16 protein-coding genes are annotated in these 17,572 nt (G+C 62.1%); 12 read left to right on the forward strand and 4 right to left on the reverse strand.

Annotation, left to right across the window (positions count from 1 at the left end; translation table 11 throughout):
* Positions 1–56: 56 nt before the first annotated feature.
* A complete protein-coding gene (locus AC0L7I_RS02280) occupies positions 57–440 on the forward strand; it encodes a hypothetical protein (RefSeq protein ID WP_473397917.1) in 384 nt (127 codons plus the stop codon).
* Here AC0L7I_RS02280 and AC0L7I_RS02285 read toward each other — a convergent pair.
* Positions 437–859 (reverse strand): hypothetical protein, encoded by a 423-nt coding sequence (locus tag AC0L7I_RS02285; protein WP_473397918.1) that lies wholly within the window; start codon positions 857–859, stop codon positions 437–439. The genes AC0L7I_RS02280 and AC0L7I_RS02285 overlap by 4 nt on opposite strands.
* 77 nt (positions 860–936) lie before the next feature.
* On the opposite strand from AC0L7I_RS02285, the gene nrtS reads away from it, so the two are divergent.
* Positions 937–1,119 (forward strand): nitrate/nitrite transporter NrtS, encoded by a 183-nt coding sequence (nrtS, locus tag AC0L7I_RS02290; protein ID WP_473397919.1) that lies wholly within the window; start codon positions 937–939, stop codon positions 1,117–1,119.
* A 3-nt stretch (positions 1,120–1,122) separates the two neighbouring features.
* Here nrtS and AC0L7I_RS02295 read toward each other — a convergent pair whose 3' ends face one another.
* On the reverse strand, positions 1,123–1,794 hold the full coding sequence (locus AC0L7I_RS02295) for a DNA-3-methyladenine glycosylase I (protein ID WP_473397920.1): 672 nt from the start codon (positions 1,792–1,794) through the stop codon (positions 1,123–1,125).
* 11 nt (positions 1,795–1,805) lie between these two features.
* Positions 1,806–2,939 (reverse strand): iron-containing alcohol dehydrogenase, encoded by a 1,134-nt coding sequence (locus AC0L7I_RS02300; protein ID WP_473397921.1) that lies wholly within the window; start codon positions 2,937–2,939, stop codon positions 1,806–1,808.
* 299 nt (positions 2,940–3,238) lie between these two features.
* On the opposite strand from AC0L7I_RS02300, the gene AC0L7I_RS02305 reads away from it, so the two are divergent.
* From AC0L7I_RS02305 to AC0L7I_RS02340, 8 genes are all read left to right on the forward strand, one after another.
* Positions 3,239–3,919: an OmpW/AlkL family protein gene (locus tag AC0L7I_RS02305; protein WP_473397922.1), complete on the forward strand. Its 681-nt coding sequence runs from the start codon at positions 3,239–3,241 to the stop codon at positions 3,917–3,919.
* 127 nt (positions 3,920–4,046) lie between these two features.
* Positions 4,047–5,882 (forward strand): ABC transporter ATP-binding protein, encoded by a 1,836-nt coding sequence (locus AC0L7I_RS02310; protein ID WP_473397923.1) that lies wholly within the window; start codon positions 4,047–4,049, stop codon positions 5,880–5,882.
* A 105-nt stretch (positions 5,883–5,987) separates the two neighbouring features.
* Positions 5,988–7,190: a threonine ammonia-lyase gene (locus AC0L7I_RS02315; protein WP_473399105.1), complete on the forward strand. Its 1,203-nt coding sequence runs from the start codon at positions 5,988–5,990 to the stop codon at positions 7,188–7,190.
* Between the two features lie 72 nt (positions 7,191–7,262).
* The gene (locus AC0L7I_RS02320; RefSeq protein ID WP_473397924.1) at positions 7,263–8,147 is read left to right on the forward strand and encodes an FKBP-type peptidyl-prolyl cis-trans isomerase; all 885 of its coding nucleotides are present in this window, start codon (positions 7,263–7,265) and stop codon (positions 8,145–8,147) included.
* A gap of 25 nt (positions 8,148–8,172) precedes the next feature.
* Complete coding sequence (gene cysQ, locus AC0L7I_RS02325; RefSeq protein WP_473397925.1) at positions 8,173–8,961, forward strand: 3'(2'),5'-bisphosphate nucleotidase CysQ; 789 nt, start codon at positions 8,173–8,175, stop codon at positions 8,959–8,961.
* 59 nt (positions 8,962–9,020) lie between these two features.
* Positions 9,021–10,361, forward strand: coding sequence for a phosphoglucosamine mutase (gene glmM / locus AC0L7I_RS02330; RefSeq protein ID WP_473397926.1), 1,341 nt, complete (start codon positions 9,021–9,023; stop codon positions 10,359–10,361).
* Between the two features lie 194 nt (positions 10,362–10,555).
* Entirely contained in the window at positions 10,556–12,415 is a 1,860-nt protein-coding gene (locus AC0L7I_RS02335; RefSeq protein ID WP_473397927.1) for an AMP-binding protein, read from the forward strand.
* A gap of 69 nt (positions 12,416–12,484) precedes the next feature.
* On the forward strand, positions 12,485–13,384 hold the full coding sequence (locus AC0L7I_RS02340; protein ID WP_473397928.1) for a hypothetical protein: 900 nt from the start codon (positions 12,485–12,487) through the stop codon (positions 13,382–13,384).
* On the opposite strand, the gene AC0L7I_RS02345 is transcribed toward AC0L7I_RS02340, so the two are convergent.
* Entirely contained in the window at positions 13,381–14,031 is a 651-nt protein-coding gene (locus tag AC0L7I_RS02345; protein ID WP_473397929.1) for a DsbA family protein, read from the reverse strand. The genes AC0L7I_RS02340 and AC0L7I_RS02345 overlap by 4 nt on opposite strands.
* Before the next feature lie 64 nt (positions 14,032–14,095).
* On the opposite strand from AC0L7I_RS02345, the gene AC0L7I_RS02350 reads away from it, so the two are divergent.
* Positions 14,096–15,052, forward strand: a complete 957-nt coding sequence (locus AC0L7I_RS02350) for an alpha/beta hydrolase (protein WP_473397930.1) — start codon at positions 14,096–14,098, stop codon at positions 15,050–15,052.
* Positions 15,053–15,241: 189 nt separating this feature from the next.
* Positions 15,242–17,572 carry a TonB-dependent receptor gene (locus tag AC0L7I_RS02355; protein ID WP_473397931.1) on the forward strand — a complete coding sequence of 777 codons (2,331 nt, stop codon included), beginning with the start codon at positions 15,242–15,244 and terminating at the stop codon, positions 17,570–17,572.

Below are 17,572 nucleotides of genomic sequence, written 5' to 3' on the forward strand. Positions count from 1 at the left end.
TCGTCGGACGATTAACGAGCCGCTGTTTTAATTCAGCCTCCAGGGAGGAAGAATCCATGTTCCTTAAGTGCGCAGCAAATCCGCATCGTGCCGGCCGCATGACGCGCGCCCTGTTCATGGAACACGTTCCGGGACAGCGTTTCGCCATCGACGCCGAAGAATTGCACAAGCGCCCCGAACTCCTCAACGCCTTCGGACGCAACATGTATGTGCGATTCCGTGTGCTCGACGCCCTCGCCTACCTGATCTGCCTGCTCGGCGTTCTGGCCTCGTTTGCCGTCGCTTGGTGGGCCTTCATGCCCGGCCTCGCCATCTGCGTGCTGATGCTCGGCGCCAACCGTAAATCTGCCGGCGAGATTGCCCGCAGGGCTGCAACACGCTCAGTCGATGATTTTCGGGCGCTTCACGAGATGGGCTGTCTCTGGCTGGTCTACGCCTAGATCCCGATCAGGCCGAGAATCCCGGCGATCACGGCAATCAGCATGAACATCAGCGACAGGCTGACCGAAACGGCCCGCTGGTCTTTCCGGCGCGTTCTCACGCCTTTCGGATTCTTGCCTTCCTTCGGCGCCAGCATGAGCCGCGTGGAGAAAAAGCCGAACGCGGCCAGCGCCGCTGTCACTGCTGCTGCCCAGCTCGTTGCCAGCATGAACAGCGCCGCTGCCGCCAGCATGATCCCGGCGATCGGCGTAGCCGTCTGGTGCAGCAATTCCCGCACATGCCGGTCGGCCCGGCTGCCATCCAGCTTGTCAAAGCTGCAATTGGGCGACGCAATGGTCACGACCCAGCCTGCACCAATCGCCATGGCGCTGGCGGCTACACCCAATCCACCTGCATATTGCTGTATTTCTGCGATCATGTGCTGATAATGGGCGGATTCGCGCGGCAACGGGAAGCGAATTCCGCGCAGCTGCGTGCCAGGCAGGAGGAGAGACCATGCGCCCCATCCTCATCCGCGGCGTCGTCGTGGCAATTCTTGTGGGCACCATTCTGACCCTGATCAACCAGTTCGAGCGCGTGATCTCCCTTGAAGCGCTGAACTGGTGGAAGATGGGCCTTAGCTATCTGGTGCCCTTCTGCGTTTCGGTCTTCAGCGCCGTTGCTGTGAAACCGAGGTGACGTCTAGCCGACGCTCAGCGCCAGCAGACGGCTGATCGTAGCGCGCGGCAGGCCGCTTTCGTTGTGCCATCTGTTGACCGCATCCTGCACCTTGGCGAGGTCGCGCTTGCTGCTCGCTGCCGGCTTGTCCAGCACGCCTTCGCGCACCAGCGCGGCGCACATGTCCTTCGACGTGATCCAGCCGTCCCAGCCGCAAAAGCGGAGGAAATACTGCCCTGTCGCCCCGCCGAGGCGCGATCCGCGCGCATTGAGTTCTGCCATCAGGCCGAGCTGGTCGGCGGCCGGCCAGTTCTGCAGGAAATTGCCGAACCCGCCTGCGTCGCGCTCGATGTCGGCGACCATTTTCGCGTTCTCGAGCGTCGCCTTGATCTTCTGTCCGTTGCGCACGATCCGTTCGTCCGACACGAGATCGCCCATCATCTCGTCGCCGAAAAAGGCCAGCTTGGCCGGATCAAACCCCTCGAACGCCGCCTCGAACCCGTCCCATTTGGCGTCAATTACCTTCCAGTTGAAGCCAGCATTGAACACGCAGCGCGTCATCACCGACAGCAAACGGTCGGCGGGCACCTTGGACAGGTCCTTGACCCGATGTGAATTGGCCGCCTGCGCCAGCACCGCGTCGCGTCCACCATGATGGCGGGTGGCGTGCGCAATAACTGGCTCAAACGTGCCCATGCCGACCGACCCTATCCGAGGGCGATTTCGTAGACCTTGGCATAATCATCGGCGGTCATGGTCTTGGGATTGCCGAAATGCGCCAGGTCCTTGAGGGCATATTCGACAATGCCGGGGCCGTCAGCCGCTGTCAGGCCAATGTCGGAGAGGGTTTTCGGAATACCGATGGCATCGTTCAGGTCCTGGATCGCATCGCCGAGGTCGGCCTTCGGCTTCAGGCCCATGGCCTGGCGCAGGCGAACATACTTCGCGTCAGCTGACCCTTCGTGGAAGCGCAGGATATGCGGCAGGAAGATCGCATTCAGCGTACCATGGTGCAGCTTCTTCTCGTGCAGGCGTCCGGCCGCATGACTGAGCGCATGCACGCCGCCAAGGCCTTTCACGAAGGCCAGCGCGCCTTCATAGCTCGCCATCATCATGTGCCAGCGCGCTTCGGGATCGCTGCCGTCCTTGACTGCCTTCAGGAGCCAGCCGCCGCCCAGCGCACGTGTCGCACCATCGTAACCGATCCCTTCGGCGGGCGGGTTCACGGTCGGCGTCAGAACCGCTTCGATACAATGCGTCACGGCATCCATGCCGGTCGCTGCTGTCATGAAAGTCGGAAGGCCGAGTGTGAGGTCCGGATCGCAAATCGCCGTCGACGGGATGAGGTGGGGTGACGCGAACGTCTCCTTGCGGCCATTCTCCATCGTCGTGATCATGCCGACCGAGACTTCGGATCCCGTGCCCGCCGTTGTCGGAATGGCGATCAGCGGCGGGATCTTGTGGATCTTTTTCGCGCCGCCGATGATCGCGGCATAGTTTTCCAGCGGCTCGTCATGCGATGCCATCAGGCCGATCGCCTTGGCATGGTCCATCGACGAACCACCACCGACAGCGATGATGCCGTCCGCGCCTGAATCCTTGTAGGCCTGCGTCGCGATCTTGGCCTGCTTTTCAGTCGGGTTGGCCACCGTTTCGGCAAAAATGCCTGCAGGCGCACTGCCGAGTGCAGCAACCACCTTGTCGAGAATGCCCACGGCCTTGATGCCGGGATCGGTAACGATGAAGGCCCGCGTGATGCCGAGCTTCTTCGCCGTGACCTCCAGTTGCTTCAGCGCACCGGAGTCAAAGATGCAGGGCGTGAGGAAATTGATGACGGGCATGAGCGGTATCCTGTGATGGCCGTTTCCGGCATGGGTCTGCGGGGCATGTTCAGCGCTCGCGCCGACAAGTTCAAGCCTGTCGCAAGGAGAAAGGCCCTGTCATCACGCCGCACCGGCCAATGGTTCAGGCTAAATTCACCAATATCCTGCCGCCGGGCACCGCGCGCAATCGGGACTTCTACCTAGAAGCGCGCACATGTCGCGCGGCGTGCAACCGCGCGTCAAAACGGGCCATTACCAGCGTAAAACCGGACGCCTACATCAGCCGCATTGGAACACACATTGCGGGGTACAGACCAATGAAAAAACTACTCATCGCCGCGCTCATGACGAGCACAGCTTGGACCGGCATCAGCGCCACCGCGCAGGCTGAAGACAATCCCTGGATGCTGCGGGCACGCGTGCTTGGCGTCATGCCGGACGAAAGCGGCACACTGAAAGCCGGCGGCGCAACGCTGCCAGGCGATGTCGATATTTCCAACCAGTACGTTCCGGAATTCGACATCACCTATTTCTTCAACGAGCACATCGCGGCGGAACTTATCCTTGCGGTCACGCCGCACGATGTGAAGGCCGTCAACGTCACCGTGCCCGGCGCGCTGACTGATGCGACGGTCGATCTTGGCGATGTCTGGCTGCTGCCGCCCACGCTGACGGTGCAATACCACTTCACCGAAATGGGCCAGTTCAAGCCCTATGTCGGCGCAGGCGTGAACGCGACGTTCTTCTTCAATGAGGACGAAGGCCCGGTTGCCGACGGTATCTCCTATGATTCCAGCTTCGGCCCAGCCCTGCAGGTCGGCTTCGACTATGACCTTGACGGCGAGCCGGGTGGCTGGGCGTTCAATGCCGACGTCAAGAAGATCTGGATCAACACAGACGTCAAAGTCAATTTCACCACGGCGCTTGGCGCCACGGTCAATGCAGACGTCGATATCGACCCGCTCGTGGTCGGGGTCGGCTTTGGCTACAAGTTCTGAAAATTCGGCGACCGGCCTGCCTCCCGATGGGCCGGACCCGCCAACTCAAACCGCGCCTTAGCCGGCGCGGTTTTTTTGTGCATTGAAATCATTGCACACCTTTCCTGCGCCTGTAGAGATTACGGCCATGAGTATTCTGTCCGTGAAAGACCTGAAGGTCGAATTCGACACGCCCGATGGCATCGTGAACGCTGTGCGCGGTATCAGCTTTGAAGTCGCCGAAGGCGAGTGCCTCGGCATTGTCGGCGAAAGCGGTTCCGGAAAGAGCCAGACGGCCCTCGCCGCCCTCGGCCTGCTTGCGGAAAACGGCACCGCAAGCGGCCAAATCGACTTTGACGGCACCAACATGCTGGATGCGCCTATCGAGACGCTTCGCAAGGTGCGCGGCGCAAAAATGTCAATGATCTTCCAGGACCCGCTGACCAGCCTGACACCGCACATGACCGTCGGCGCGCAAATGCGCGAAGTGCTGGCTCTCCATAAGGGCCTCAAGGGCGAGGAAGCCGACAAACGGTGCGTGGAATGGCTCGAAAACGTCCGCATTCCCGAAGCCGCCCGGCGCCTCGACCAGTTCCCGCATGAATTGTCAGGCGGCATGCGCCAACGGGTCATGATCGCCATTGCCATGCTGTGCGGACCACGCCTGCTGCTGGCGGATGAGCCGACAACCGCGCTGGATGTCACCGTTCAGGCCCAGGTACTAGACCTGATGAACGACCTGAAACGCGACACCGGAACCGGCATTGCCCTCATCACCCATGACATGGGCGTTGTTGCCCGCATGTGCGACCGCGTCATCGTCATGCGCCATGGTGAAATCGTCGAGCGTGGCAGCGTCGACGACATCTTCTACAAGCCCCAGCACCCCTACACGAAAATGCTGCTCGACGCCGTACCCCGGATCGACCAGCCTGACCGGCGCGGCCGGCCGACCCTTGGCCCCGCCCCCGACCCAGCCGTGAAACCCGTGCTCGAAGTGGACGATATGAAAATCCACTTCCCGATCCGCATCAAAGGCGGCCTGTTCGGCAAGGTGAAGCCCCTGAAAGCCGTCAATGGCGTGTCGTTTGACCTGCGCCCGGGCGAAACACTCGGCGTGGTCGGCGAGTCCGGCTGCGGCAAGTCCACGCTCGCGCGCGGCGTGCTGCGGCTGATCCCGCCCACCGATGGCACCATCGCCTGGCTCGGCAAGGACATAACGAAGGCCGGCAAGTCCGAAATGGACGGCCTGAGGGATGACCTCCAGATCGTCTTCCAGGACCCGCTTGCCAGCCTCGACCCGCGCATGACCATTGGGGCCTCCATCGCCGAACCGCTGCAAGTGCACGAGCCTCGCCTCACCCGCGCCGAGCGCGACCAGCGCGTTCAGGCCATCATGCCCCGCGTCGGCCTCGACCCGGCCCTGATCAATCGCTATCCCCACGAGCTGTCCGGCGGCCAGAACCAGCGCGTCGGCATTGCCCGCGCGATGATCCTGAAGCCGAAACTCGTGATCTGCGACGAAGCGGTCTCCGCCCTCGACGTGTCGGTCCAGGCCCAGGTGGTCGACCTCCTGATCGAGCTCCAGAAGGAATTCGGCCTCGCCATGATCTTCATTAGCCACGACCTCTCGGTCGTGCGCGAGATCAGCCACCGGGTGATGGTGCTCTATCTCGGCCGTGTTGTGGAACTGGCCGGTCGCACGGCCATCTACGAAGACGCCCGCCACCCCTATACCAAGGCCCTGATCGCTGCCGTTCCGGCCGCCGACCCGAAGCTCGAGCGCACACGTGAACGCATCAAGCTGACAGGCGACCTGCCAAGCCCGCTCGACAGCCGGGCACCCCTGCGCTTCCTGAAGTCGAAGCGGATCGACGACCCGGACGCCGAGCAGTACCAGCCCCAGCTAGTCGAAATCGCACCCGGCCACCTCGTTGCCGAACACGACGCCGTCCTGGGCAGTGAAGGCCTCCACGTGTCCTGACGCTCCCTCTGCCGCGTACCCGCCTTGCTCTCGCAGGAATGCGCGAATAGGGTGCGCCCGACCTGATCCGGGACCACCTGAATGCCTGATACATTGACCACCACCCTGCCCGTGACGCTGTCTGATATCGAAGCCGCTTCCCGCGTCCTTGAAGGCCAGATCGTGCGTACCCCGATGCATCATTCGCGGACGCTTTCAACCATTACCGGCGCAGACGTCTGGGTGAAGTTCGAGAACCTGCAATTCACGGCGGCCTTCAAGGAACGCGGCGCGCTCAACCGCCTCTCCCACCTGAGTGAGGCCCAGCGCAAGGCGGGTGTCATCGCCGCCTCGGCCGGCAACCATTCCCAGGGCGTCGCCTACCATGCCCGCCGCCTCGGCATCCCGGCGACCATCGTCATGCCGCGCACCACGCCATTCAGCAAAGTCGAGCAGACCCGCAGCCATGGCGCCAGGATCGTGCTCCACGGCCTCAGCTTCGATGAAGCCAAGACCGAAGCCTATAATATCTGCCAGCGTGAAGGCCTCACCTTCATCCACCCCTTTGACGACCCCCATGTCATCGCCGGGCAGGGAACGATCGCTCTTGAAATGCTTGCAGAAAAGCCGGATTTCGACACGCTGGTCGTGCCGATCGGCGGCGGCGGGCTGATCGCCGGAATGGCCATTGCCGCCAAGGGCATCAATCCTGACATCCGCATCGTCGGCGTGGAAACCTCGATGTACCCGGCCATGCTCGCCGAACTCGAAGGCCGGGAGGTGAAGGTCGGCGGCGCCACCATCGCCGAAGGCATTGCCGTACGCGATGTCGGCCGCCTGCCCCTGCAGGTTACCCGCGAGCTGGTCGACGAAGTCCTGCTTGTCGAAGAAGAACACCTGGAACAGGCGATCACCCTGTTCGTGAATGTCGAGAAAACCATCGCCGAAGGCGCGGGTGCCGCTGGCCTCGCGGCCTTGCTGGCCCATCCGGAAAAATTCCGCGGCCAGAAGGTTGGGCTTGTCCTCTGCGGCGGCAATATCGATACGCGCCTCCTGGCCTCGGTCCTCACCCGCGCGCTGGTCAGGGAAAAGCGCCTGGCCTCGATCCGCATCATCGGCGACGACCGGCCGGGCTTGCTCGCCCTCGTCTCCAAGATTATCGGCGACAATGGCGCCAACATCATGGAAGTCCAGCACAACCGGCTCGCACTCGATGTCCCGGCCAAGGGGGCAGAATTCGACATTCTTATCGAAACCCGTGACGCCCGACACACGCAGGATGTCATCGACGCGCTGACCGCCGAAGGCTACCCGCCACGCGCCCTGTAGCTGTAAGGTGACTTGCGCGGGAAAGCGCCCTAAACCCGCGCCAGACCTGAACCGGACGGAGCCTGAGCCAAGATGATCCGCACACTCGCTGCAGCCTGCGCTGCATTCTTCATGATCGCTGCCTGCAGCCAGACCAAGGACATTACCGACGTGAACGCCCCATTTGAACAGCACCTGCCCTGGGATGCCGCCGGCAAGGACGTGAAGTCCGCCGAAGGCGGCCTGCAATATATCGTCCTCAAGAAGGGTCCGAAAAACGGCAAGTCGCCCGTGCCGACCGACATGGTCAGCGTCAATTACGACGGTCGTACCGCCGCAGGCGAGAAGTTCGACAGCTCTTTTGAGCGCGGCAGGCCTTCGCAGTTCCGCCTGAACCAGGTGATCCCGGGCTGGACGCAAGGCCTCCAGCTGATGAGCGAAGGCGACGACTATCTCTTCTACATCCCGAACGCCCTCGCCTATGGCAATTCGGCGCGCGGCAACGTCATCAAGGCCGGTGACGACCTCGTCTTCCGCGTCCAGCTGCTCGAAGTGATGGTGCCGAAAGTGTCCGACACCGCCGCCTGGGAAAAATACATGCCCTGGAATTCCGCGCTGCCGGAAGTCAAGAAAACCGGTTCCGGCCTCGAATATGTCATCCTCACCAGTGGCGATCCCTCCGGTCCGTCGCCCGAGAATGGTGAAATGGTAGCCGTCCACTATGAAGGTCGCCTCGCCGAGACGGGCGAACTGTTCGACAGTTCCTTCGAGCGCGGTTCACCGGAAGTCTTCCCGTCGAACCAGCTGATCGAAGGCTGGGTCGAAGCCCTCGCCATGATGAAACCCGGTGACCGCTGGATGTGCTATATCCCGTCCGACCTCGGCTATGGTGAAATGGGCACGCCCGGCGGCCCGATCCCGCCAAACGCACCGCTGATCTTCGAAGTCGAAATGATGGACGTGATGAAGCGCGGCTAGGCGCTGGACCAGACGGAAACACGATATGACCCTTACAGCTGACGCGCTCGCCCGGATTGCCCTCGACGCCGGTAAAGTGATCATGGACATTTACGAGAGCGATTTCGATGTCGACCAGAAGGGCGATGCCTCGCCGGTGACCGCAGCAGACCAGAAGGCTGAAACGCTGATATTGGCCGCGCTGGCCAAGGCTGACCCGACCCTGATGGTTATTGCCGAAGAGGAAGCCAGCGAAGGTCGCGTGCCTGAACACGGATATCGCTTCGCCTTGGTCGACCCACTCGACGGCACCCGTGAATTTGTCAGCCGCAATGGCGAATTCACGGTCAATATTGCCATCATCGAACACGGCCGCCCGGTGATGGGTGTGGTCTATGCACCTGCGAAGAGCCGCCTGTTCGTCGCCGAAAGCCACAATTCCGGCTGGCAAGCCGAGGCAGCTCCCGGCGCCAATCTGCCAAGCCGGCGCACGCCATTGAAAATCCGCCCCTGCCCCGATGCGGGCGCCACCGCGATCGCGTCGAAATCCCATCGCACACCGGAGACGGACGCCTGGCTGGACAAGCACAAGGTCAACGAGACGCTGGGCGCAGGATCATCCCTGAAATTCTGCCTGATCGCAGCGGGCGAAGCTGATCTTTACCCGCGCATGGGTCGGACGATGGAATGGGACACCGCAGCCGGCCATGCTGTGGTCGAAGCCGCAGGCGGACGCGTCCTGACCGAAGAGGGTACACCGCTCCTCTATGGCAAGCGCGAACGCGGGTACGACAATCCACACTTCATCGTCTATGGCGACGTGACGCCCTGCTGAACCGCCCTCTCGATTCAAGGACACAAATCTGCCAAGGAACGAGCAGGGAGACGTAGCGCATGACACGGCAGTATTTCGGAACCGACGGCATTCGCGGTCGCGTGAACCAGAAGCCGATGACGGCGGAAACCGCGCTCCGGCTCGCAATCGCCGCTGCGCGCACCTTTGCGCCCGATGGCAAAGGCATTGTCGTGATTGGCCGCGACACGCGCAGGTCCGGAGAAATGATCGAGGCGGCCCTCGTCGCAGGCCTCACCAGCATGGGGCTAACCCCCCAACTCGCTGGAATCGTGCCCACTCCCGCCGTCGCCATGACAGCCCGTACGACAGGTGCCCGCTTCGGCCTCATGGTCTCCGCCTCGCACAACAAGTACGAGGACAATGGTATCAAACTGTTCAGCCCTGAAGGCCTGAAATTCGACGACCCGACCGAAGAAGCTCTCGAAGCTGCCATGGCAGAAGCATTTGATGGCAGCTTTGCCTTGCCTGCGACGATTGCCATGCCGCAGCGGATGGCTGGTGTCGGCGACGACTACGTTCGCAGCTGCCTCGCGACGGTCGGTTCGGGCAGCAAGATCAAAGGCATGAAGGTCGTGCTCGATTGCGCCCATGGCGCCGGATATGAGACCGCTCCGGAAGCCTTGCTGCATTGCGGCGCAGACCTGACAGTGATCGGCGCCGGCCCGGACGGGATCAATATAAATGCCGGGTACGGATCGACCGACACAGCAGCACTGAAAGCGGCCGTGTTGAATCGCGGCGCCGATATCGGCCTCGCTCTCGATGGCGATGCAGACCGCGTGATCGTCGTGGATGAAACAGGCGCCGAAATCGACGGTGACCAGATCATGGCGCTGATTGCCCGGGAACTGCATGCAACCGGGCGCCTGAAGGGCGGCGGCATCGTATCCACCGTGATGTCCAACATGGGGCTCGACCGATATCTGCAGTCGCTTGGCCTCACGCTTGCGCGCACCCGCGTCGGCGACCGGTATGTCGGCGAGCATATGCGTGCACATGGGTTCAATTTCGGTGGGGAGCCGTCAGGCCATATCATCCTGTCTGACGTATCGACCACCGGAGACGGCCTGCTGGCTGGCCTTCAGGTTCTCTCGGTGCTCGCAGACAGCGGGCAGAAAATGTCGGCACTTGCCCGAGTGTTTGAGCCGGCTCCGCAGGAACTCGTGAACATCCGCTATTCGGGCGCCAATCCGATGGACAGCGCGCGGGTGAAATCGGCCCTTTCTGAGGCGAACGCCCTGATGGGCAGGAACGGACGCATGGTCGTGCGAAAGTCCGGCACCGAGCCCCTGATCCGCGTGATGGCTGAAGCTCTTGAAGCCAGCCTGATGAAGCAAGCCCTCCAGCTTGTCGTCGACGCGGTTGAAGCCGAGGCCTGAGCCTCTCTGACAGCACGTCGCTCCCTATCAGGAATGATAGGGTCTTCCCTCGCGGCGCAAGCGCATCCGCCCCTGCTTGCCTCGACGTCAGGTCGGTGTCCAGGCGCCTGATTTTGCTTTGGTGTATGGCAAACCCCCACATTTGAAATACACTGGCCAAAACCGAATAATCAGATCCAAGGGAGTACGCAGCCATGGCCGAAGGGCAAAGCCTGCCGCAATTTCGCCTGTTGCCGATGAAGGCACCGGACATTCGCATGACACGTTCGGATGATGGTGCGATCTATCTCACGCCCCGCCAGGCCCCCGGTAACCGCCCGAAGACCGTCCCGCATTGCCTGGACGAGCGGGCAGCTGAACACCCGGACCGGGCCTTCCTTAAAGAGCGCGACGTCCAGACCGATGAATGGAACACTCTTACGTATGGTGAAGCCAAGGCAATCACCGACAGCCTCGCGCAGGCCTTCCTTGATCTGGGTGCGGGTCCCGACGCGCCGGTCATGATCCTGTCGGGCAATTCCACACGCTCTGCCATGGTCATCCTCGCCGCCCAGAAGATCGGTGCGCCGGCTGCGCCCATATCGGTGCCCTATTCCCTGATGTCGACAGACTATGAAAAGCTGAAACACTGTTTCGGCGCCGTGAAGCCAGCCGTCATCTTCGCTGAGCAGTACAAACCATTCCGCAAAGCCATCGAGGCGCTCGAGGCCGATGGCTGCCAGATTTTCTCCGCCGATCCCGGTGGTGAGAATACTGTGCGCCACTATGACGAGCTTGCCGCAACCGCGCCAACATCGGCTGTTGCCGACGCCATGGCCAAGCTGAACGACTCCTCCATCGGCAAGTATCTCTTCACGTCCGGCTCGACCGGCCTGCCCAAGCCCGTTCCGACCACGCAGGGCGCCATGTGTTCAATGATCGGCGGCCAGGAAGGCCTGCGTGACGATGCGCGCGACCCCGAACATGATCCGGAACAGGTCCATAATGTACTCGACTGGCTACCCTGGAACCATATTTCCGGCTCCAATGTGAACTTCAACGGCGCCATCTGGAATGGCGCCACGTTCTGGATTGATGGCGGCAAGCCCACGCCCGCCCTCTTCTCCCAGACGATCGAGAACATCCGCGATTGCTCGCCGTCTTCCTTCGGCACCGCGCCCATCGCACTCGCCATGCTGGCAGACGCTATGGAGGCAGATGATACGCTGCTGCGGGCTTTCTTCCGGAACATGCGTTCAATCGGTTACGGCGGCGCAACCCTGTCCGACGACCTTTATGACCGTCTCCAGGCGCTTGCCATCAAGGCCACCGGACGCCGCATTCCGATCATCACCATGTACGGCGCCACCGAAACGCAGGGGATCACTGTAGTTCACTGGGAAGCCGAACGCGTCGGCCTGATTGGCCTGCCCCTTCCGGGCATGACCCTCAAGCTGGTCCCGAACGGATCCAAGCTGGAGGTACGCGTCAAAGGCCCCTCCGTCATGCCGGGCTATCTCGACAGTCCAGAGAAGAACGCAGAAGTATTCGACGAAGAAGGCTTTTACTGCCTCGGCGACGCCGTGACGTTCGTCGATGAGGAACACCCCGAAAAGGGTCTAGTCTTCGATGGCCGCGTCGGCGAAGATTTCAAACTCTCGTCAGGAACATGGGTCAGCGTCGGCACATTGCGTCCGGACTTTGTCGCCGCCTGCTCACCGCTCATCTTTGACGCTGTCATTGCCGGTCAGGACAAGGATTTCGCATCCGCCATGGTCTGGCCGTCCCAGGCTGTGATGGAGCAATACGTCAAAGCCGCAGGCAACGATACCGACAAGGCCCTGCAGGCGTTTACGGATGCCGTCGCGGAGAAGGCGAAAGCCTTCAATGCTGGTGAGCCGGGCTCCTCTCGGCGCCTGAAGCGCCTTCTCGTGCTCACGGAACCACCTTCCATCGATGCCGGCGAGATAACGGACAAGGGCTATGTCAACCAGCGTCTCGTAATCGACCGGCGCGCCGATCTGGTAACGGGTATCTATGCCAATCCGCCTGCGACCGGCGTCGTTCAGCTTTGATCCGTCCGCCTCTTAAAGCCTTGTCAGGGATTTTCAGCTAGGTTTCCCTCCACTCGGGAGGGTTCCCTCATGACGTTTGACGCTCGCGGAGGCAAGCATCCGGCACGCGGCAGCAACGCCATATTCGCTGCCGCGACTATCGCTGTTGTAGGCGGCGCTTTTTTCCTTGCCCTGAACTTTCCCGGCGCGTCAAAACCCGGTGCGGAAGAGCAGGAGGCTAGGCCTGTTGTCGCGGCTGCAGAAGCGCGGCCCGCCACCATCCCGGCAGCGTTCACGTCCAAGCCCGCAAAAGCCTATTTCGAAACACTTGCCCGCATTGATCCCGGCGCATCTTCTGTTCTCGAAAAACGCCTTGCAAAGGCCCGCAGGCGTCCGCAGGTCGAACAGGCCGGGATCGTCTTCGACCACGCCACCGGCCTGCTGAAGGACCATGCGGCAGATCTCGCCCGGGCCGATACGCGCCATGTCGACGCGATTCTCACGATGACCCGTGACCGGCTGAAGTCTGCGTCCCATGCCGGGAACACCTGGTGCCAAGGCCGCCAGTTTGCCGACATCGACCAGTCCATCCTTGGCGACAAGGACGCGCTGAACCACGAACTCGCAATGCTGGAAGAACCGCTGCGCGACTATGGCTTCGAACTTATGACGCACCTTCTCGTCGCGATTGAAGATGCCGGGGCCCATCCGGTCAGCCGCGGCGCCCTCACCCATACCGACAAGGCCGCCATGCAGGGTGTCGTCATGTCCATGGTATCCGATCCGCAGGTCATGCCGCTCCTGATGGCCGCACAGACCGGAACAGATTCACGCGAGCTCGTCGCGTCGCTCAATGTCTGCGATCTCGGCGCAACGGCAGTTTCGGCCATCAAGACATTGCCCCAGGATACAAAGGGCCGCGCCTTCGCTGACATTGTGCACCAAATGGAACTCGGCGGCGGCGGCCTTGGCAGTTTGCCTCAGTTCTAGGCGTCCCGCCGCGCGACGCCCGACTGGCCAAGGCGCCATTCCAGCACATCCAGCCGGTCCTGCCCGAAAAAGGCTTCACCCTCGAACACCATCAGCGGCACGCCCCAATGATGGGGGTCCTGCGCTGCCTGGTTCTCGGCAATCACGGCTTCAAGTCGCTCTGTCTCGGCCTGCTCGCGCCGGTCGAGCTCGGCAAGGTCAAAGCCCGCACGCTCTGCCGCCTCGGCCAGCGCCGTGCCCTCTGTCCACGCGCCGCCGGACCAGATCAGCGTTGACACTTCGTCCATGAAAGCCCAGCCGGCCGCGTCACCCGCGTCGCAGGCCAGTATGCCCAGCCGTGTCAGCCGATGGATATACGGCTGCTCTTCAGCAATCTCACGCGTCATCATGTTCATCACCACCGGGTCCGGGTTCAGCGGGCCGAACGGCAGCTTGAGATATTGCGACAGGCGCACGACATCCCGCAGCAGGTAGGGCACCCATTGCGGCCGTATTCCTGAAAAGAAGTCAGGCGTGCGTATGGCGATCGGATAGACGGGTCGGGGCCGCACCCTGACATCCCATTTATCCGGCAAGGCGCGCAGGCGCTTTGTCGCCAGGTAGGAATAGGGAGAGCGGAACGACCAGTAGACATCGACAGTTTTCATAAATCGGAGTGTGGCCTCTGGTTTGTGCCTTCACAAGGCCGAAATTCGCTCCCATCTTGCGGCCATGGCGCGCGACGATTCCTTTCGGCAATTCATGGACCGGTTCCAGATACCGGACCTGTCCCAGCTCGACTGGAAAAACTCGACCGACAAGCTGCGCCAACAATTCCATGTCGCCAGCCGGGCCATCGAGCGCGACGCGCCCGAGATGGCCAACATCTCGCACCTGAAGGTCGCTGGCGCGGCGGGGTCGCTCAAGGCGCGCCTGTACACCCCGCTCGGCGCCGGCCTGCCGCCCGGCCCCGCCATCGTCTTCTTCCATGGCGGCGGCTTCATGCTCGGCGACCTCGACAGCCATGACATGGTCTGCAGGCGCCTCGCGGAAGGGGCCCGCTGCCGGGTGATCGCGGTGGACTACCGGCTCGCTCCCGAACACGCTTTCCCGGCCGCCCATGAGGACGCCCTCGCTGCCTGGAACTGGATCGTCGCCAACGCGGCGAAACTCGGCCTCGACCCCGCCCGCCTTGCCGTCAGCGGCGACAGTGCCGGCGGCAATCTCTCGGCCTATCTCGCGCAGGAAATGAACCGCACCGGCGGCCCGCGCCCGGCGTTCCAGTTGCTGCTCTACCCGCTCGTACAGTTCGTCGACATCCGGGCCAAGAAGATGACCTTCCAGGAAGGCGGCTTCTTCATTTCGGCCAACCTGTTCGAATATTTCCGCGACAGCTACATCACCGATGAGAGCCAGCGCATGGACGTGCGCGTCTCGCCCCTGTTTGCCGGCCCAGACGCCTTCAAGGGACTGCCGCCTGCCCATTTCGTGCTCTGTGGCTGGGATCCGCTCAAGGACGAGGGCCTCGCCTATGCCGACAAGATGGCCAGTTTCGGCGTCCGCGTCACCGTTCGCGAACATCCCGGCATGGTCCACGGTTTCATGAACATGACAGCCCTTTCGGACACGGTTCGCCTCGCGATCAGGGATGCCGGGCATGTCGTCGGCAAGGCGCTGGGCGCGGTCTGAACAGCCGCCCCGTAAACCCTGCTTAACCTTTCGTTGCATTTTTGAGACGGTTGCCCGCAAACAGCGCGGCAACATCCAAAACGGCTTTCTCCACAGGCCGGTTCCACCCTATGGGTCGCGTGCACCCGCCCTCCTCCCAGAGCATTCGGGGTGCCTTCGAAAACTTGTAAAATCCAGAGGAAACACAGAATGAAATTGAAGAGCATGCTGGCTTTGTCAGCATCCGCGCTCGTGTTCGCCACAAGCGCAGCCATCGCACAGGAAGCAGACACTGCACCGGAGCGTGAAAACGCCGTTGCCCGCGTCCTGGGAACCGTCACCGTCACCGCCACCAAGAAGGCCAATGTCGAAAACGTGCAGGACGTGCCCGTGGCCGTCACCGCGTTCAACAGCGAAACGCTGGACGCGCTCAACGTTCGCGACCTCCAGAGCCTGAGCTATTCCTCCCCCAACGTCTCGCTCGAAGATATCGGCACCTCAAAGGGTACGGCTAACTTCTCGATCCGCGGCCTCGGCATCAACTCGTCGATCCCGTCGATTGACCCGACCGTCGGCGTGTTCGTCGATGGCGTGTATCTCGGCATCAACAATGGCGTCGTGCTCGACCTGTTCGACCTCGACAGCATCGAAATCCTGCGCGGCCCGCAGGGCCTGCTCTTCGGACGCAACACGACCGGCGGCGCCGTCCTCATCAATACCGGCAACCCGACCGACGAATTCCACTACAAGGCCCGCGCCACCGTCGAAACGCCTGTCGATGACGGCCGCGGCGGCCCGAACACGACCCTCCAGGGCACCATCTCCGGCCCGCTGGTCGAGGACAAGCTGAACGGCAAGTTCGGCATCTACCACAATTTCGATGACGGCTATTTCAAGAACCTCGCAACCGGCGACAATCTGGGCGAATCCCAGACGACGATCGTCCGCGGCGGCCTTGAGTGGATGGCAACCGAAGACCTGACCTTCCTTGCCAAGGTCGAACATTTCCAGACCCGCGCCGACGGCCCGAACGGCCAGAACCGTGGCTTCTACGATCGCAACAGCTTCGACATCGCGATCAACAATCCGGGCCTGCTCGACAGCGAGTCGACGCTGGCCACCCTGCGCACTGACTATGATGTGGCGTTCGGCAATGGCCGGGTCACGAACATCCTCGGCTACCGCAAGGTGGACTCGGCAACGGACGCCGACATCGATGCAACGCCGCTGTTCCTGTTCCACTCCGACACCGAACTGTCGCAGGAACAGGTGTCCAACGAGCTGCGCTATTCGGGCACGTTCGGCAAGGCCGACGTCACCACCGGCGTGTTCTACTTCGACCAGGAAATCGCCTACACGGAACGGCGCAACCTGCCGACTGTGACGGCAGCCCAGTTCAATGGCGGCGGGGCGCAGGACCACACGGTCTACGGCATCTTCGGCCAGGTCGACTATGCCCTCACCGACAAGCTGACCGGTATCGTCGGCCTGCGCTACGGCTACGAGGAAAAGGACGCTGACATCACCTACGTCCGTCCTCGCCCGAATTGCTCGGTCGTGAGCGGCACCTGCCCGACAACCGGCACCAACCCGTTCGTACCGGGCGAGCCAAACGGCTTCTCCGACAAGGACGACTGGAGCGAAGTCACGCCAAAGCTCGGCCTGCAATATGCCCATACCGACGACACCCAGTTCTACGGCACCTACACCAAGGGTTTCCGTTCGGGTGGCTACAACTTCCGCATCACCAATGCGGCAGCTTTCGAAGCCCTCTTCCCGGCAAGCGCATCGCGCGCCTTTGACGCGGAAGAAGTCGACAGCTTCGAAATCGGCATGAAGCACAACACCGCTGATGGCCGTGGCCAGCTCAACGCCGCTGTGTTCCTGAACGACATCAAGAACATGCAGCGCGAGCTGAACCTGTCCTCGCCATCCTCCGGCGTGGCCCAGACCATCATCAATACAGCTGACGCCGAAATCCTCGGTCTCGAGCTTGAAGGCCGCTATGCGATCACAAATTCCTTCCTGGTCACGGCCAATCTCGGTCTGATCGATGCCGAATATACCGACGTCGGCCACGACATCTCGGGTGACGGCGTGGTGGACGGCACAGACCTCGGTCTAGCCCTTCCCCGCGTGCCGGACGCCACTTACGGCATCGGCTTCATCTATGATCTCGACCTGCGCGAGCGTGGTTCGCTTGTTTCGCGCATGAACTTCCAGCACCGCGACAAGTTTGCCTATACCGACAACAACTTTGGCTGGATCAACCCCGCCGACCAGTTGGACGGTAACCTGACCTGGAACACGCCTATGGACGGCGTCTCGGTGTCATTCTTCGGTAAGAACCTGCTCGACGAAGTCGTTGCCGGGGGCGACACGCAAATCCCGTTCGGCGGAACGCTGGCGGCCTTTGCGCCTGGTGGCACGAACTACTCGACCGGCGTCAATGCGCCGTTCGCGAACCATCCGGCTGCGGGTACATTCTCCCCGCTCCAGCAGGGCCGCGTGCTCGGTCTTGAGTTCACGATCAGCCGCTAG

It is taken from the genome of Hyphomonas sp. J20-32, assembly GCF_055808555.1.

Coding starts and splice junctions, on each gene's coding strand:
- AC0L7I_RS02280 (WP_473397917.1), top strand. CDS start 57: ATGTTCCTTAAGTGCGCAGCAAATCCGCATCGTGCCGGCCGCATGACG.
- AC0L7I_RS02285 (WP_473397918.1), bottom strand. CDS start 859: ATGATCGCAGAAATACAGCAATATGCAGGTGGATTGGGTGTAGCCGCC.
- nrtS (WP_473397919.1), top strand. CDS start 937: ATGCGCCCCATCCTCATCCGCGGCGTCGTCGTGGCAATTCTTGTGGGC.
- AC0L7I_RS02295 (WP_473397920.1), bottom strand. CDS start 1,794: ATGGGCACGTTTGAGCCAGTTATTGCGCACGCCACCCGCCATCATGGT.
- AC0L7I_RS02300 (WP_473397921.1), bottom strand. CDS start 2,939: ATGCCCGTCATCAATTTCCTCACGCCCTGCATCTTTGACTCCGGTGCG.
- AC0L7I_RS02305 (WP_473397922.1), top strand. CDS start 3,239: ATGAAAAAACTACTCATCGCCGCGCTCATGACGAGCACAGCTTGGACC.
- AC0L7I_RS02310 (WP_473397923.1), top strand. CDS start 4,047: ATGAGTATTCTGTCCGTGAAAGACCTGAAGGTCGAATTCGACACGCCC.
- AC0L7I_RS02320 (WP_473397924.1), top strand. CDS start 7,263: ATGATCCGCACACTCGCTGCAGCCTGCGCTGCATTCTTCATGATCGCT.
- cysQ (WP_473397925.1), top strand. CDS start 8,173: ATGACCCTTACAGCTGACGCGCTCGCCCGGATTGCCCTCGACGCCGGT.
- glmM (WP_473397926.1), top strand. CDS start 9,021: ATGACACGGCAGTATTTCGGAACCGACGGCATTCGCGGTCGCGTGAAC.
- AC0L7I_RS02335 (WP_473397927.1), top strand. CDS start 10,556: ATGGCCGAAGGGCAAAGCCTGCCGCAATTTCGCCTGTTGCCGATGAAG.
- AC0L7I_RS02340 (WP_473397928.1), top strand. CDS start 12,485: ATGACGTTTGACGCTCGCGGAGGCAAGCATCCGGCACGCGGCAGCAAC.
- AC0L7I_RS02345 (WP_473397929.1), bottom strand. CDS start 14,031: ATGAAAACTGTCGATGTCTACTGGTCGTTCCGCTCTCCCTATTCCTAC.
- AC0L7I_RS02350 (WP_473397930.1), top strand. CDS start 14,096: ATGGCGCGCGACGATTCCTTTCGGCAATTCATGGACCGGTTCCAGATA.
- AC0L7I_RS02355 (WP_473397931.1), top strand. CDS start 15,242: ATGAAATTGAAGAGCATGCTGGCTTTGTCAGCATCCGCGCTCGTGTTC.